This window comes from Streptomyces sp. NPDC052225, assembly GCF_040679615.1.
In the GTDB taxonomy this organism is placed as follows: Bacteria; Actinomycetota; Actinomycetes; order Streptomycetales; family Streptomycetaceae; genus Streptomyces.
On sequence record NZ_JBFAVD010000003.1, the window covers coordinates 105,774 to 122,397 of the forward strand.

Consider the following 16,624-nt stretch of genomic DNA (forward strand, 5'->3'; position numbering starts at 1 on the left):
TCGGTAAATGTGCCGCCCGGCTCTCCGGGCGGCACACTTCATAGACGTACACACATTCACGTAAGAGACAGGTAGGTCATGGCCGCCAACAACAACCGCCGCATGTCCGGCAAGAAGGGCGCGCAGGTCGGCAGTGGCGGCCAGCGGCGCAAGGGTCTCGAAGGGCGCGGTCCGACGCCGCCCGCCGAGATGCGCAAGAAGCACAAGAAGAACCGCATCGCCAACGCCCAGGCCAAGCGCGCCCAGGGCCGCCCGACCAGCCGCACCGGCGGCCCGCGCGGCAAGTCCACCTCCGAGATGGTCGTCGGCCGCAACCCGGTCGTCGAGGCGCTGCGCGAGGGCGTGCCCGCCACGACCCTGTACGTGCAGCAGTTCATCGACAACGACGAGCGGGTCCGCGAGGCGCTCCAGCTCGCCGGCGAGCGCGGCGGCGTCCACCTCATGGAGGCCCCCCGCCCCGAGCTCGACCGGATGACCAACGGCCTCAACCACCAGGGCCTCGTCCTCCAGGTCCCGCCGTACGAGTACGCGTTCCCGGAGGACCTCGCCGCCGCCGCGTACGACGCCGGTGAGGACCCGCTGATCGTCGCCCTCGACGGCGTCACCGACCCGCGCAACCTGGGCGCCGTCGTGCGGTCCGTGAGCGCCTTCGGCGGCCACGGCGTCGTCGTGCCCGAGCGGCGCGCGGCCGGCATGACCGCCGGTGCCTGGAAGACGTCCGCGGGCGCCGCCGCCCGTACGCCCGTCGCCCGCGCCACGAACCTGACGCGCGCCCTGGAGCAGTACAAGAAGGCGGGCATCGCTATCGTCGGCCTCGCCGCCGACGGCGAGCACAAGGTCGGTGACCTGGAAGCCCTCGAAGGCCCCGTCGTCATCGTCGTCGGCAGCGAGGGCAAGGGCCTGTCCCGCCTCGTCGGCGAGACCTGCGACTTCCGCGTCCGCATCCCGATGCCGGGCGGCACCGAGTCCCTGAACGCCGGTGTCGCCGCCGGTGTCGTCCTCTACGAGGCGGCCCGCCGCCGCGCCTGACCCGGCCGGAACGAAACCCTGCCCTGTACGGCAAGTGCCGTACAGGGCAGGCCTGTACGGCCCCACCGGCGTTGACGCGTCTCGGACAGATCGGCACAGTCAAGGCAGTGTCCTAAACACACATCACTCGGTTAGATGAGTGTGGACACCAGAACGCCCCGCACACCCTCGGGGGACCGCTCGTCGGGCTTCGACGACGTGCCCGCGCTGAGCATGGTGAAGGTTCCGTGCGACCCGGCGCAGGTCATCGTCAACCACGCGAGTTTCCGCGTGCAGCTCCCCAGGGTGCAGCAGACGCAACTCCCGCGCATCGCACGGCACATGAGCGCCCTGGGCGTTCCCGGAGCCGACGCGGCGACCACCCGTATCCCCGTCATCACCGCGGCCGGCACGCCTGGCGCCCGGCGCCGGCCCGTCGTCATGAGCGGCGGCGGCGACCTCGCCGCCAGCGGCCTCCTCCAGAGCGCGCGCCGCGCCGGAGACCTGGACGACGGCGGTGCCACGCAGGTCATCCCGCGGATCGACCTCGACCGCGACCTCGCCGACGGCGACCTCTACGCAGGGGAGCCCACGGAGGAGACGCCCGTCGTCATCGACCCGCGCCAGGGCGGCGACGGCACCCGGATCCTGCCCCAGATGCGGCAGTCCGGCAGCGCCTTCGAGGAGAGCGGAGAGCTCGCCCAAGTCCCGTACGAGGACGCCGAGTTCGACGAGGAGGAGAGCGAGGGGCAGAGCACCGCCGCACGGCGCTACGGACCCGTCCGGCACGCCTACTACCCCGGCCGCCGGATGAACCTCGGCGTCGTCCTCCTCCCGCTGCGCGTCTTCCTCGGCTTCATCTCCATCTACGCCGGCATGGGCAAGCTCTGCGACCCCGTCTACTTCGACGGCGGCGAGCGCGGCTCCATGGTCAAGTGGCTGAATTCGCTGCACCCTTGGGCCCTCGCCGAGCCGATGCGCGACTGGGCGCTCCAGCACCCGGTCGGCGCCGGCCTCGCCATCGCCTTCCTCCAGGTCATCGTCGGCGTCCTCACCGTCCTCGGCCTCTGGCAGCGGGTCGCCGCCGTCGTCGGCGCGCTGCTCTCGGCCGCACTGCTGCTCACCGTCAGCTGGAAGACCGTCCCCGCCTACGACGCGCCGGACATCATCTACCTCGCCGCCTGGTCGCCGCTGATCATCGCCGGCGCCCCCGTCTACTCGATCGACGGACGCCTCGCGAGCGGCGCCTGGCGGCGGCTCGGACCCCGCGCCGCACTGTGGGAGCTGCGCCGCTACGTCCTGCGTCGCGGCACCGTCGTCGCCACCCTCGTCATCGGCGGCACGCTGCTCATCGGCTCCCTGCTCGGCGGCGCCGTCCGCGACGCCGACCGGGTCACCGCCCCCGGTCCCGGCGACGCCCCGCGCAACGAACTGCCCGGCTCGCCGCTCCCCTCGGAGCCCGGCCGCAAGCAGCACCGCGCGCCGAAGAGCCCCTCGGCCTCGAACTCGCCGACGCAGGGCACCACCGCCAGCCCGTCCGGCGCGCCGAGCACCGCACCGGAGGCCGGCGCCACCAGCGGCACCAGCACGACGACGCCGACGCAGGGCTCCACCGCGGGCCAGGCACCGCCGCGGCAGACGACCCCGCAGCAGCCGCCGACCAGCACCACCAGCGGACCGACGTCCGGGGGCACGACGTCCGGCGGCACCACCTCCGGCGGTACGTCGGACGGTGGGACGACGTCCGGCGGAGGCGGCTCCAACGACGGAGGCGGCAAGCTCGTGGGCGGCCTCCTCGGCTGATCCCTCTCCGCCCGTACGTCGATGGGGCCCCGCACCAGTCAGGTGCGGGGCCCCATCGACGTAACGGAAGAAGCGCGTCGGCGGCTCAACGAGCCGGCGTGGCAAGCTCCTTCGCGGCCTCCGTGAGGTCCTTCGCCGTGTCGATCGCCCGCCAGTACGCGCCCTGCGGGATCGGGAAGCCGGCCAGACGCTTGGCCCGGGCCAGGCGCGGGAACGTGGTGCGCTCGTGGTCGCCGGTGTCCGGGAGCAGCGAGGCGAACTCGGGGGAGAAGACGTAGACGCCCGCGTTGATCAGATACGGCGACGGCGGGGCCTCGATGAAGTCCGTGATGTGCCCGAACTCGTTCGTCTCGACGGCGCCCCACGGGATGCGCGGCCGGGCGAGGGCCAGCGTCGCGGTCGCCTCGCGCTCCGCGTGGAAATCGGCCATCTCCTGGAGCGAGAACCGCGTCCAGATGTCACCGTTCGTCGCGTACCAGGGGCGGTCCTGGTACGGCAGGTGCGCCGCCGCGAACTTCAGGCCGCCGCCACGGCCCAGCGGCTCCTTCTCGACGACCGTCGTGACCCGCAGCGGCAGATCGGCGGACTCCAGCCACTCCTGGAGCACCTCGGCGAGATGGCCGCAGGAGACGACGGCGTCGGTGACGCCCGCCTCGGCGAGCCAGGTCAGCTGATGGCCGATGATCGGCGTCCCCGTACCGGGGATCTCCACCATCGGCTTCGGCCGGTCGTCGGTGTAGGGGCGCAGCCGCGAACCCTGGCCGCCCGCCAGGACCACGGCCTGGGTGGGACGGTGCTCGGGGCGCGGATACGCGTGCGGGCCGTGCGCGGCCGGTTCAGCGGTCGTCATGACCGGAACTGTAACCGCGCACGGCTCGCCAGGCCCTAGGGGTCCGGATGCCGGTGGGATCAGCCGCGGAAGCCGGCCACCCCCGACGCGAAGGAGGTGTCGCAGACCGGGCGGGCGTACGACTGCGCGCGGGCCGGTCCGTAGGCCTGCACGGCCGCGCGGCCCAGGGCCTTCGCGATCGACATGCAGTGCTTGGCGAGAGAGGGGCGCCGGTCGACCTCCTGCTGAAGGTGGGTGAGCGCGATGCCGGGGTCCTTCTCCTGGAGCTCCAGGAGAAGACGGTCGCGCAACACGTCCTGAGGGGCGCGCGACTTGGCGCGCGCGGAGACGTCCTGTGAGGAAGCCGTGAGGATGGAGTCGGAGGAGCCCCCCGACCAGTTGACTCGGGTGACCGCGAGGGTCCCGGAGAGCACCAGCATCACCGGCAGGACGAAGGCGAGCGTGCGGGCGGCGCGGCGGGCGGGTCCCCGGCCCGGGGCCCGGCGCGACTTCTGGGTGTAGGTAGCGGAGTGCGTCACGCGAGTGAGCGTAGCGGTCGGTGATGATTTGGCGACATTTAGTCACTCTGATGAGGGACTATCAACTACGTTTTGATGCTCGCGTGTTGACGTTGATGGTTGAAATGCCTGAACTGTCTCAATTGCCGGGGTATTTGTCGACAACGTCAGGCACGCGCAGAACGGGCCCCGCACCGAAGTGCGGGGCCCGTCAGGCGATCTACCGGTGACCGGGTCCCGGGGACCTCGGCCGCGTCAGTCGTGCCAGTCGCGTCAGTCGGAGAGGCGCTCGCCCGTGGAGGTCGCGAACACGTGGGTCTCGCCCGGACGCGGCACGACGTGCAGCTGGGCGCCCTTCTCCGGGATCTGGCGGCCGTTCACACGGACGACCAGGTCCTTGGCCTCGCCACCGACCTGGGCGGTGCCGTAGACGAAGCCGTCGGCGCCGAGCTCCTCGACCACGTTCACGGAGACCGCGAGGCCCGCCGGGGCGTCGCTGGCGTCCTTGGTGAGGGTCTTCGCGGCCTCGCCGCCACCCAGCTCGACGATGTCGAAGTGCTCCGGACGGACACCGACCGTCACCGTGGTGTCGCCCTTGTCCGAGGCGGCCTTGAGGGCCTCACGGTTCACCGGGACGACCGAGTTGCCGAACTTCACGCCACCGTCGGTGATCGGGACCTCGACCAGGTTCATGGCCGGGGAGCCGATGAAGCCGGCGACGAAGAGGTTCGCGGGGCGGTCGTACATGTTGCGCGGCGAGTCGACCTGCTGGAGCAGACCGTCCTTCAGCACGGCCACCCGGTCACCCATGGTCATGGCCTCGACCTGGTCGTGCGTGACGTACACGGTCGTGATGCCGAGACGGCGCTGGAGCGAGGCGATCTGCGTACGGGTGCTGACACGGAGCTTGGCGTCGAGGTTCGACAGCGGCTCGTCCATGAGGAACACCTGCGGCTCACGCACGATGGCGCGACCCATGGCGACACGCTGGCGCTGACCACCGGAGAGCGCCTTCGGCTTGCGGTCCAGGTACTCGGTGAGGTCGAGGATCTTCGCGGCCTCTTCGACCTTCTGCCGGATCTCCGCCTTGTTCACGCCGGCGATCTTGAGCGCGAAGCCCATGTTGTCGGCGACGGACATGTGCGGGTAGAGCGCGTAGTTCTGGAACACCATGGCGATGTCCCGGTCCTTCGGCGGCAGGTGCGTGACGTCGCGGTCACCGATGCGGATCGCACCGCCGTTGACGTCCTCGAGACCCGCGAGCATGCGCAGGGAGGTCGACTTTCCGCAGCCGGAGGGACCGACGAGGACGAGGAACTCGCCGTCCTCGATCTCGATGTCCAGGCCGTCGACCGCGGGCTTGGTGGAACCCGGGTAGACGCGGGTCGCCTTGTCGAACGTGACAGAAGCCATGGCTGTGAAGCCCCCTTCACCGGCAGGAACGTGCCGGACGATCCGTTGTAAAGGTGGTGAACCCCGCCGGGCGTCCCGGAGAGGTGTAGTCCACGCGGGTGAACTGATCGGACGGTACCTGGGGGGTGGGGGGTCTGTCAGTAGGTCGGCGGGTGTGAGATTCGCCGAAATTTTCGAGCTGGGCAGAGCAACGCTCTTTTGACCTGCGCCTTGCGGCTTCCTGCTTCACCGCCCGCCGCCGACGGACGACGGGCTACCCCGCCGCACCGCACGGTCTCACACAGGCTCCACAGGCATTCCGGCCGACGGCCCGTCGGTCCGTACTACGTCATCACCTCGTCCTACGCGGCTGCCGCCAGCTCCTCCGGCGCCAGCTCCGACGCCCGCAGCACCGAAGGCACCGCCTGCCCCGGTGGCAGCGCCGACGCCACCAGCCAGTACAGCCGCATCCCCTCGTCCCGCAGATTCACCGCCGCGTTCACATCCCGATCATGGGCCGCGCCGCACTCGGCACACACCCACTCCCGCACCGACACATCCAGCTTCGGCCCCTTCGCATGACAGCCCGAACACCGCCGCGTCGACGGGAAGAACCGGTCCACGACCACCAGCGTCCGCCCGTACCACTCGCACTTGTACGTCAACTGCCGCAGCAGCTCACCCCAAGACGCGTCCCGGATCGAATCGTTGAGCCGCGCCTTGCGCCGTCGCCCCTTCCCCTTCGCCGGGGCCAGCAGGGTCACGATCGACAGATCCTCCACCACGAGCACTTGGTTCTCGCGCACGAGGCGGGTCGTCAACTGATCGAGCATGTCTTTGCGTACGTCACTGATCAGCGCGTACAGCCGGGCGATCTTGTGCCGTACCTTCTCCCGGTTCCGCGAACCGTGCTTCTTGCGATGCAACTCCCTTTGTAAACGAGCCAGTTGATCCGCGTAACGCCGCATCAACCTCGGAGGATCCACCTTTGTGCCGTCATCCAACGTCACCAGCGACGCCAGCCCCAGATCCACCCCCACGGCCCGAGGCTCACGCGACCCCGCCACGAACGCCTCCGGCAACGGTGCGACCGCCTCCTCCACCAGGAACGCCACAAAAAACCGCCCCGCCCGGTCCCGCGACACCGTCAACCGCAACGGCACCACCCCCGCAGGCAGCGGCCGCGACCACCGCACATCCAACGGCTCACTTTGCAACGCCAGCTTCACGGCCCCCGTACCCGGCCGCCCCGCATCCTCCCGCCAGCTGAACCCCGTCCGCGCATACGTCGCACCATCACGAGCCCGCCCTTTCTTCTTCGGCTTCGGATACTTCGCCGACCCCCGGAAGAACGCCTGAAACGCCGCCTGCAAATGCCGCAACGGCTGCTGCAACACAGTCGACGACACCTCGCCCAGCCACGCTGTCCCCTCCGCACGACGCCACCCCGTCAACGCCCGGCACGTCTCCGCGAACCCCACCGACACCCGATGCTCACGCCACGCCTTCTTCCGCAGCGCAAGACCCTCGTTGTAGACCCAGCGACACGCACCGAACGTCCTCACCAGCTGCTCGGCCTGCGCGTCGGTCGGATAACAGCGGTAGCGATAGACCCGCTCTCGGACACCGGACTCCTTGGCGCGCCGCGTGGCCGCCCTGCGGCCGCTCGGCCTGCTGCTGTCGGCGATCCCCAGCACCTCACGCTTCACACGCCTGGCCTCCGCGCCCGTCACCGACCGCGGCTTCTCCTTCTCCGCCGGAACATCCCCCATGAGCCCTGCCCCCTCGCTCCCGCAGTCCGATAGTCGGAACAGCGCGTCCGTACGATCAACGAACGGGTGGGCGGGAGGTCACGCCCGTGACTCCGGCGCCGGGGCGTACGAGAACTTCTTGGCCTGCGAGAAGGGGTGCTGTGTAGAGTGAGTGAGCCTTCGCGTACGGCGTTGTGGTGCGCGGTGCCGCCTTAGCTCAATTGGCAGAGCACCAACCTTGTAAGTTGGATGTCGTCGGTTCGATTCCGACAGGCGGCTCTGCAAAAGCCCAGGTCACTCCATGTGGCCTGGGCTTTCTGTTGTTGAGCGGTACACCTCGAGGGGCTCTGGATGACTGGTCGCGCCACCCGCGGGCGGCGCAGACCGCACGTCTGGTGGGCGACCGGCTTGAGGGCGTCCCGCTGCACGTCTCGGTGGTCGCCGGTGACCATGTGCCGTACGTGCCGGAGAAGGATGAGCTTCCGGCCGAGTCGGCGGTCTGCCTCCGGCTCCTCGCCGACGCCAGTGAGGTGAGCAGGAGCGCGGGCCCGGCGCCCGGATCGTCCGGGACGCCATGTGTGCGCCGAAGCGGCGGTGGCTCGGCCCCAGTTACTGCAATGCGGCCCTCGCGGTCATCCGCGACGCGCCCGATCGCCCCGCCTCCGTTCTCGTGGCCAACGACACGCGGCATCTGCCGACCGAACTGCGGTGGACGGGTTTTCCCCTGAGCTGCACGTGTGAAGCGCCGCTCAGGGCAGCTGTCAGTGTTCGGAGCCGGAGTCGTCGGGGCGCAGTCGTGGTGTGGGTCCCGCTGCATGGCGTACCGACTGGCTGCTTCCAGGGAAGGCGGCCGATATTGCTCAACTCCCTTTTTCCGCAAGCGGGTTGGAGCCCACCGGCGCCAATCAAGGGGGGTGGGCCGTCGTCGCGGGGGATGCTTGGGCAGCCGGTGTCCTGACCTTGAGATCTTGGAATCGTCCGCCGGGATCTGGCGGCTGTCTATGCCGCCCTTCGTTGCGATCGGCAACGTGCCGATGTGAGGATGTTGAGCATGGAGGGGACGGGGGCAGCGGTGAGACGTCCGGTGGCATGCGGCGTTCCGTGTTCGACGAGTACGCGGAGAGGGCGGACCGGCCGACGGCCGAGGTCCGGGACAGTATGGGCCGTTCACCGCAGGAGGGCCCTGCCGATCCGCTTGCTGAGGGGCCGTCTCCCGATGAGCCGCCGGTGTTCGTGCCCCTCGGCGAAGAGACGGACGGTGGCGCGCCCAGCATGCTGACTGCCGACTTCAACGGGATCCGTTTCCTTCTCGCCCTCCGCGATGAGCAGACGCCGATCAAGTACGCCCAGGCGCGCGGCGAGTACTTCCGCGTACCGGCGGCCGTGTTGCGCGCGGACCACGACTTGCCTGAAGGAGATGCGGCGTGACCAACGGGGGCGGCGCGAGCGGCAAGGACCTCAAGGCTGAGGGCCTGGAGCTGATCACCCAGGGGCTGACCGAGGCGCTGGCCGAGCTCAAGGAGCTCGGCATGGTCGGTGAGGCCGGCGCCGGGCGTGGCTTTTCGGACGTTGCCCTGTCCGGGCTCGAGTTGGGCGTGGACAACGTCACCGAGACGTTCAAGTCGTTCTGCGAGCGCTGGGAATGGGGCGTGCGCTCGTTGATCAACGAGGGCAATACGTTCGCGCAGGCCGTGGGCCTTTCCGCGGGCACGTACTACGAGACCGACCAGTACGTGGAGGGCACCCTGAAGGTGGCCACCAACTCGCTGATAGGCAATCCGTACGCGAGTGAGGACGAGGTCACCCAGAAGGGCTGGGGCGATATCGCCACCTCCGGCGTGCTCGGCGGCCCGGACTACAGCAAGGAGTCCTGGGACAAGGCGAACGCCAATGTGGAGCAGGGCTGGAAGGACGCCGGGCGAGACATCGTGACCTCACGCACCGGTGCCTTCGGCCTGAATCCGGAGAATCTGCACGGTGCCGCCGGGGTGTCTGACGCCGAGTACGACAAGTGGTTGGACGACACCTTCGGACCTTCCCCCGAGGCCCGTGCCAGGGCGGCCGAGGTGCAGAGCGGGGGCGACGGCGGGTGAGCGTCTTCGGTGACATCAAGGACGGTATCAACGGCGGACTGAAGGCCGGCGGCGATCTGATCGACGCGGGCAAGAAGAAGCTCGGTGAGGGCGTCGACTACGTCAGCGACAAGACCGGCGCCCTCCTGGACGAGGTCGGCTTGGACAAGGCCGGTGACTGGGTCCACAACGCGGGCGACCACGTTGCCGCGGGCCTTGGTGCCACCCCTACCGAACAGGGCCTGGGCCACACCGACGACCCCACCCAGCTGGTGCACGGCAACCCTGGCCACATTCGCGAGAGCGCCAAGCACCTGGCCGACTTCCATGCGGCCTTCGACCGCGTCGGCCAGGGCATGAGGAAGGTGCACGCCTCGGGCTGGACCGGCGAGGGCGGCGACGCCTTCCGCCGCACGTTCGAGATGCACCCCACGAAGTGGCTGCACGCGGCTGATGCCTGCGAGGATGCGGCCAAGGCCCTTGTCGCTTACGCGGAAGCGATCAAGTGGGCGCAGGACAAGGCGCAGGACGCCATCGACCTGTGGAAGAAGGCCGAGCACACCAGCAAGAGCGCGGTCGAGGCGTACAACAAGAAGGTCGACGTCTACAACGCCAAGGTCAAGGCGGACGAGGATCCCGGGCCCAAGCCCGATCCGTTCCACGACCCGGGCGATGCGCAGCGCAAGGAAGCCGAGAACCTCCTCGAGGACGCTCGACGAGGGCGGAACGAGGCGGCGGGCACAGCGGACGCGGCCATCAAGGCCGCCCTGGCGCACGCCCCCGCGGAGCCTCCGCCCTTGGACCAGATCGGCGGGAACCTCGGCGACCTCTACAAAGCAGGCAACATCGAGCGGACCCACCTGCTCGGCGGCGTGGTCAAGGGCACTGCGGGACTGCTCAACTTCGCTCGCGGTCTCAACCCCACCGACCCCTACAACCTGACCCACCCGGCCGCGTACTACCAGAACGTCAGCATGACCCTGTCGGGCCTCGTCTCGACGGGCACCCACCCCGAACGCATCGTCACCGCAGCAGTGGACGGCTTCAAGAACGATCCGTCCGAGTTTTTCGGCCGCCTTCTCCCTGAGCTCGCCGGCACCAAGGGAGCGGGCTTCGCCAAGAGCGGGATGCGGCTTGCGATGCGGGAGGGCGTGGAGGGCGCGGCGTCCGGTGTGGCGTCCAAGGGGCTGCGATACGGGGACGACCTCGGCAAAGCGGGTGCGCACGCGGACGATGCCCTCCAGGGGGCGCCGAAGCTTTCCATGGACGATTTCGACGAGCTCAGAACGGCGCAGAAGCATGCAGTGGCGTCTGGCGAGCTCTATGACGGCGCGCTCACCTTCCCGGATCAGAACGCCGCGATCTCCTATGGAAGAAATGTCTGGAACGACTACGCGGACAGCCTCCCTGAAGGAACAAAGAAGTCTCTCTTCGACTACTCGGACGAAAAGGGTGCACCGAACCCCGCGCACGCCACGTACAAGGAAATGAACGGCTACCTTCGCGGCAATACCGATCTTGGGACTCCAGACGTTCTCCGTAATATCGAGAACACCGACAAGGCGCTGGCAGGGACTCCTGTCCCTCAGGACATCACCGTCGTCCGCGGGACGGGCACGAGTCACATGGGGGCAGAGGCCCCTGATGACCTCATCGGCAGGCAGTTCACCGACGACGGTTACATGTCGACGTCACTCGGTGACAACGGCGCCGTCGGCGGATTCGGCGGCTCCGACGCCATCCTGCACCTTCGGGTCCCCGAGGGGACTCCGGCGATGTGGATGGAGAATGTCAGTAAATTTGGCATGGGTGAACGTGAGCTGCTCCTGGGGCGCGGTACCACCTACCAGGTGACCCGCGCCTTCGAGGAAAACGGCCAGTGGCACGTCTACGGCGAAGTCCTGCCGAGGAACTAGCAGAGGAAGCACTGATGAACTCCGAGCATGAGGCCAAGCCTCGCTTCGTCAAGCGGACCACCAACCCCCGCTTGCATGAGGAGGACCCGGTGCTCGTCGTGTCCGGTGGGCCGCCTCGCTACGGTTTCAAAACCACCGGTCCCGTGCGCTACGTGTCTGTGGCCGACAGTCAGAACGAACCGATCGGTTATCTGTGGTTCAACGACCATGATGAGGCGGCGAGTTGGGTCGCGCTCAAGGCGAAGGGTTCCGACGCCGTCAACCTGGGCGCCGCGTGGAAGAGGCGACTCGGGGCGGGCAAGGCTCGCGGGCTCACGCCGTCTCAAGCTGTGAACGAGCTGATCCAGCAGTGGCCCTCCACCAATAGCACCCATATTGTCCAGGGCTCGCTCGCTGAGGCGCCGAGCCTGGAAGCGCTCAAGGAGCTGGCCGGCCACTCCACCGTCCAGCGTGTCAGGAAGGCGGCGGCCGGTTCGCTCTTCGGCCTGGCCATCGGCGACGCCATGGGTTACCCCACCGAGTTCCTCGACATGGCTCAGATCACCGCGAAGTTCGGTCCCTGGCGCGAGATGGGGCTGCCGCTCTCCGCGGGCGATGTGGTTCGGGTGACCGACGACACGCAGATGATGCTGGCGGTCGGTGAGGCGCTCATGGAGGCGGGCATCGGCGATTCCGGAGCTCGTGGGGTCCGCGGCGCGGACACCGCTGCCGCGTTGACCCCGGTGTCGGTCGAGGCCGCTCTTCGCAAGCACTTCGTCTCGTGGCTGCACGACCCCGACAACAACCGAGCTCCCGGCCAGACCTGCCTCAACGCCTGCGTGGCCTTGGAACGCGGCATCCCCTGGCAGGAGGCCACCGTCATCAACTCCAAGGGCTGCGGCGCCAACATGCGCGTCACCCCGGTTGCCCTGATCCCCGGCCTGAGCCGTGGACAGCGGGCGGGTATCGCCCAGTTGCAGGCCGCGCTCACGCACGGCCACCCCACCGCGCTCGCCGCCAGCGACCTGACGGCCCATGCCACGTGGCTCCTCGCGCACGGCTGCTCGCTCGGCGACCTGATTCCCCAACTGCGCACGTACGCCCAGGAATCCCGCGGTTCCTACTACGGCGACTGGCTCGGGGATCTGGCGGCCAGGGCCGGGGCTTCCGACCCCGCTGCCTACATCGCCTTCGGCTGGGACGAGTGCCTGCGCGCGCTCGACACCGCGGCCTCCGCGCTGCGTACGAAGGACGCCGACCGGGACCCCTCCGCAGCCGTCGGCGCCGGTTGGGTGGCCGAGGAGGCGCTGGCAACGGCCCTGTACTCCTTCCTCGTGGTCGACGGCGATGCCCGCTCGGCAGTCATGCGGGCCTCCCACTCGTCCGGCGACTCGGACTCGATCGCCGCGCTGGCCGGAGCCTTCGCCGGTGCGAAGCACGGCGTCCTGTTCTGGCCTCCGGAGTGGCGGGAGGCCCTGGAGTACGAGGACCGCATCGGCGCGCTCGCCGCAGCGTGGGACACGGTCTGACGGCAGCAGCAGAGAGATGAACTGATGCGGGTACCTGTGCCGGCGGATCCCGCTGAGCGGACCACCGAGTGGTTGCAGGAGGTGTACGGCGGACTTGCCGAGCTGGCTACGCCGCGCCCTGTCTGCGAGACGGGAGCGGCGTGGATGATGTCCTGCCGCACGCTGGCGCAGCCGGGATTCCCCCGTACTCCGATGCTCGCGGCGTCCGTTGTGGTCCCCAAGGTCGGCGGGTACCCCTTCCATCCGGCCCCGAGTGATCCCTTTGCAGATCTGCAAGCGGTGCCACCTCAGCAATCCGCCGAGCGGATCACCGGCCAGGCCCGCAGAATCAATGCCCGTGGCTGCATCGCTGCGGTGCACTCCGGCGTGAACGGCTGTCCGTCCGTCGCGCTGCCCTGGCAGCCGGCCCACGAGGCACCGGGGTGGTGGGCTCGCCTCCGGCACCGTTACTTTGCGGACTTCGAGAACGTGTCCGTGCACGACTGGGACGACGTCGTCCGGGCCGTCGAGGCCCCTGGCCCGGACACCCGTGCGGTGATCTGGGTCCGGCGTGCGGTGGGCGGACACGAGGTCACTGGCAACTTGATCTATGGGCACAACCGCCAGGGGCAGGTCGACTTCGTGGACGGGGTGACCGCCTCGCGCGCGCGACTCGACACACAGTGGGTGCGCGAGGTGGTTCTCGCGCGAGCTCTTCCCGGTGCCGCCCGAGGCGCTCATCGCTGTCAGTGAGGCACGCGAGGCGGCGAGCCAGTGCGGTCGGCGGGCCCGGGTCAGCGGCGGCCTGCCACTCGGTCCGCTGCCTTTGCCAGGCGGGAGGAGTCCGGGGTGTGGGTGGTGAGTTCGCGGCGGTCGGCGGCGTAGTACGTGGCGTACATGCCGTGGACGCCGAGCCAGCGGAAGGGTTCGGGTTCCCACTTGCGGACCTTGTGGTTGACCCAGGGGAGGGTGGTGAGGTCGGTGGGGCCCGATTGGCCGGAGTCCTGTTGGACGAGGTCGCGCAGGGTGCGGGCGGCCAGGTTCGCGGTGGCTACGCCGCTTCCTACGTAGCCGCCTGCCCAGCCGAGGCCGGTTGAGCGGTCGAGGGTGACGGTGGCGCACCAGTCGCGGGGGACGCCGAGGACGCCGGACCAGGCGTGGGCGACGCCGATGCCGGTGAGCTGGGGGAAGAAGCGGGTGAGGATCTCGTAGAGCGAGTCGATGGTCTGTCGGTGGGTGCGGCCGTCGTTGTCGGTGCGGGAGCCGTAGCGGTACGGGACTCCTCGGCCGCCGATCGCGATGCGGTCGTCGGCGGTGCGCTGCGCGTACATGTAGGCGTGGGCCATGTCGCCGAGCGTCTCGCGGCCTTCCCAGCCGATGGATTCCCAGATCTCCGCCGGTAGTGGTTCGGTGGCGATCATGGAGGAGTTCATGGGGAGCCAGGTGCGGCGCTGGCCCTTGAGGGAGGCGGTGAAGCCCTCGGTGCAGCGCAGGACGTAGGGGGCGCGGACGGTGCCGTAGGGGGTGACCGCGTGCTTCGGCCTGATCTCCGTGACGGGCGTTGATTCGTGGATGGTGACGCCGAGGGATTCGACGGTCGCCGCCAGGCCCTGGACGAGCTTCACCGGGTGCAGGCGGGCGCCGTGCGGGGTCCAGGTCGAGCCGACCGCGCCCGCGACCCGGATGCGTTCCGCCGTTTCGCGGGCGCCGTGCAGGGTGCGTTCCTTTTCGCCGTACGTGAGTTCCGTGGCGTGGAAGGCCTTGAGGCGTGCCAACTGGGCCGGGGTGTAGGCGACTTCGAGGACGCCGCCGTGGTGGATGTCGGCGTCGATGGATTCGGTACGTGTCACGTCGATGACCTCGGTCACCGTGTCGTTCATGGCCTGCTGGAGGCGGACCGCCGCGTCGTGGCCGTGGAGCTTGGCGTAGCGGTCGCGGCCGGCGATGCCGTTGTAGAGCCAGCCGCCGTTGCGGCCCGACGCGCCGTAGCCGCAGAACTTCTGTTCCAGGACGGTGATGCGGAGGAAGGGGGCGGCCTTCTTCAGGTAGTACGCCGTCCACAGGCCTGTGTAGCCGCCGCCGACGATGACCACGTCGGCGCTCGCGTCGCCGGTCAGGGGCTCGCGGGCGACGGGGATGCCGACGCCCTGGTCGCGGGAGTACCAGAACGATATGCCGCCGTTGACCGTGGCCGTCGCGTTGTTCGAGCTGCTCATGGCGGTGGACGTTATCGGGAGGCCGGGGGTTTGCGGGAGGGGGGCGGGGCCTTGGTCCCGGGGGGTCGGGTCCTTCGGCGGCGTTGCCGGGTGTAGGGCGTGCGTAAGTTGGTGGGATCCGCCGTGTTGGGGCGAGTTGTTGTCGCTTTGCGGTTGTTTGTTGATGGGTTCGTTGCGCGGAGGGTTCGGTATGCGGAGTGCGGTGCGTGGTGCGGGGGCCGTCGCCCTGGTTCTGGCGCTCGGGGCGGGGGTCGCCGCCTGTTCGGGCGGGGCCTCCGGGGATGCCGGGGCCGCCGCCGAGGTGCGGGCCGTCGCCGATCCGGGCGGCCTCGCCGGGTTGCCGGCGCGGGTGGACGGCGCCGTCGTCACGGTCGGGGACGAGGACGCGCCGCACACGGTGCGGGTCTACGAGGACGCGCGCTGTCCGTACTGCAAGAAGTTCGAGGAGGGCGGGGCGCGGGCGCTGGTGGGTCCTGTGGCCGACGGTGACGTGAAGGTGGAGTACACGATCGCGTCGTTCCTGGACAAGAACCTGGGCGGTTCGGGCTCGGTGAACGCCGCGAACGCGCTGCGGGCCAGCGTCGACGCCGGGAAGTTCCCCGAGTTCCATGCCGCCGTGTTCGCCAGTCAGCCCGCCGACGAGTCCGTGGACGCGTACACGAACGGCTTTCTGCTGAAGATCGCGGACAAGGTGGACGGGCTGCGCTCCGGCGCCTTCGACAAGGCCGTGAACGACGGCTCGTACGTGAAGTGGGTCGGTGACGCGATGCGGGCGTTCCGGGACGACGGGGTGCAGGGCACGCCGACCGTCGTGATCGACGGGAAGAAGGCGGGCGGCGGCGAGGACGCGATGTACGGGCAGGCGTCGTTCGCGGCGGTGCTGAAGGACGCCGGGATCGGTTAGGCCGCCGCGCCCTTCCGGGTGGCCCGCGCCCTTCCGGGTGGCCCGCGCCCTTCCGGGTGGCCCGCACCCTTCTAGGCCGCCCGTGCCTTTCTGCGGAACGGGTGCCAGAGCGCGCCCCTGTCCCGGACGACCGGGTGGCACGCCAGGCCGATCAGGACCGAGGTGAAGTGGCCGAGGTCGGTGAAGGTGCGGCCGGTGAGCAGCGGGCTGCCGTAGACGACGAGGACGCCCGCGAGGTACACGTACCGCCAGGGCGGCGCGATCCGGTAGGTGAGGACCGCGACGATACCCGCGAGCGCGTAACTCACGCCGACGTCAAGGGTGTTGACCGAGGACGCGGGCGCGTGGCCGTGGCGGATCGCCCAGAGCAGGGCGCCCTCGCTGATCAGTGTCGCGAGGATGTGCGCGGCGCCGGCGACGCCGAGCCAGCGGGCCGTGCCGAGCCAGCGTTCCGCCTGCGCGTGGAAGACGGTGTAGAGCACGGCGTACGGCCACCAGCTGCTGCCGTCGATCCAGAACGCCGAGGAGACCAGGACCCGGATCGGGTCCGTCGACAGCTCGTGCAGGTTCGTGGAGCGCTGGCGCAGGAACTCCTGCTCGAAGTCGGGGCTCATGTGGTGCACGGCGACCGTCGTGATGAAGAGCGTGGCCAGCCAGAGGTACGTGCCCGGCGCGCTGCGGACGTACGACCACACGCGGTGCGGAAATTGGCGCATGGCTGATTGAGG

Annotated in this window: 14 protein-coding genes and 1 tRNA gene; 9 read left to right on the top strand and 6 right to left on the bottom strand. The window is 69.5% G+C overall.

The annotated features are described in order from the left end of the window. Positions 1-78: 78 nt before the first annotated feature. Positions 79-1,029, top strand: coding sequence for a 23S rRNA (guanosine(2251)-2'-O)-methyltransferase RlmB (rlmB, locus tag AB0L37_RS06105; protein ID WP_365500844.1), 951 nt, complete (start codon positions 79-81; stop codon positions 1,027-1,029). Positions 1,030-1,164: 135 nt separating this feature from the next. Further along, complete coding sequence (locus AB0L37_RS06110) at positions 1,165-2,811, top strand: DoxX family protein (RefSeq protein WP_365500846.1); 1,647 nt, start codon at positions 1,165-1,167, stop codon at positions 2,809-2,811. An 85-nt stretch (positions 2,812-2,896) separates the two neighbouring features. Here the strand turns inward: AB0L37_RS06110 and AB0L37_RS06115 are convergent, their stop codons facing one another. From AB0L37_RS06115 to AB0L37_RS06130, 4 genes are all read right to left on the bottom strand, one after another. Continuing rightward, on the bottom strand, positions 2,897-3,661 hold the full coding sequence (locus AB0L37_RS06115; protein WP_365500848.1) for a nucleotidyltransferase family protein: 765 nt from the start codon (positions 3,659-3,661) through the stop codon (positions 2,897-2,899). 59 nt (positions 3,662-3,720) lie between these two features. Then, entirely contained in the window at positions 3,721-4,179 is a 459-nt protein-coding gene (locus tag AB0L37_RS06120; protein WP_365500850.1) for a hypothetical protein, read from the bottom strand. A gap of 252 nt (positions 4,180-4,431) precedes the next feature. After that, the gene (ugpC, locus tag AB0L37_RS06125; protein WP_365500852.1) at positions 4,432-5,571 is read right to left on the bottom strand and encodes a sn-glycerol-3-phosphate ABC transporter ATP-binding protein UgpC; all 1,140 of its coding nucleotides are present in this window, start codon (positions 5,569-5,571) and stop codon (positions 4,432-4,434) included. A gap of 341 nt (positions 5,572-5,912) precedes the next feature. Then, a complete protein-coding gene (locus tag AB0L37_RS06130; RefSeq protein ID WP_365500854.1) occupies positions 5,913-7,322 on the bottom strand; it encodes an RNA-guided endonuclease TnpB family protein in 1,410 nt (469 codons plus the stop codon). Positions 7,323-7,507: 185 nt separating this feature from the next. Here AB0L37_RS06130 and AB0L37_RS06135 point away from each other — a divergent pair. The 6 genes from AB0L37_RS06135 (at position 7,508) to AB0L37_RS06160 (ending at position 13,529) form a co-directional block, all read left to right on the top strand. After that, a tRNA-Thr gene (locus tag AB0L37_RS06135) sits at positions 7,508-7,580 on the top strand. Between the two features lie 822 nt (positions 7,581-8,402). Further along, entirely contained in the window at positions 8,403-8,729 is a 327-nt protein-coding gene (locus AB0L37_RS06140) for a hypothetical protein (protein ID WP_365500856.1), read from the top strand. Then, complete coding sequence (locus AB0L37_RS06145) at positions 8,726-9,394, top strand: hypothetical protein (RefSeq protein WP_365500858.1); 669 nt, start codon at positions 8,726-8,728, stop codon at positions 9,392-9,394. The genes AB0L37_RS06140 and AB0L37_RS06145 overlap by 4 nt, the downstream gene beginning before the upstream one ends. Beyond that, positions 9,391-11,289: a putative T7SS-secreted protein gene (locus AB0L37_RS06150; protein WP_365500860.1), complete on the top strand. Its 1,899-nt coding sequence runs from the start codon at positions 9,391-9,393 to the stop codon at positions 11,287-11,289. The genes AB0L37_RS06145 and AB0L37_RS06150 overlap by 4 nt, the downstream gene beginning before the upstream one ends. 503 nt (positions 11,290-11,792) lie before the next feature. After that, entirely contained in the window at positions 11,793-12,797 is a 1,005-nt protein-coding gene (locus tag AB0L37_RS06155) for an ADP-ribosylglycohydrolase family protein (RefSeq protein WP_365501427.1), read from the top strand. A gap of 24 nt (positions 12,798-12,821) precedes the next feature. Then, positions 12,822-13,529 (top strand): toxin glutamine deamidase domain-containing protein, encoded by a 708-nt coding sequence (locus AB0L37_RS06160; protein WP_365500862.1) that lies wholly within the window; start codon positions 12,822-12,824, stop codon positions 13,527-13,529. 41 nt (positions 13,530-13,570) lie between these two features. Here AB0L37_RS06160 and AB0L37_RS06165 read toward each other — a convergent pair whose 3' ends face one another. After that, on the bottom strand, positions 13,571-14,992 hold the full coding sequence (locus tag AB0L37_RS06165; protein WP_365500864.1) for an FAD-binding oxidoreductase: 1,422 nt from the start codon (positions 14,990-14,992) through the stop codon (positions 13,571-13,573). A gap of 190 nt (positions 14,993-15,182) precedes the next feature. On the opposite strand from AB0L37_RS06165, the gene AB0L37_RS06170 reads away from it, so the two are divergent. After that, the gene (locus AB0L37_RS06170; RefSeq protein WP_365500866.1) at positions 15,183-15,896 is read left to right on the top strand and encodes a thioredoxin domain-containing protein; all 714 of its coding nucleotides are present in this window, start codon (positions 15,183-15,185) and stop codon (positions 15,894-15,896) included. Between the two features lie 71 nt (positions 15,897-15,967). Here the strand turns inward: AB0L37_RS06170 and AB0L37_RS06175 are convergent, their stop codons facing one another. Next, positions 15,968-16,612, bottom strand: coding sequence for a rhomboid-like protein (locus AB0L37_RS06175; protein WP_365500868.1), 645 nt, complete (start codon positions 16,610-16,612; stop codon positions 15,968-15,970). Positions 16,613-16,624 lie beyond the last annotated feature (12 nt).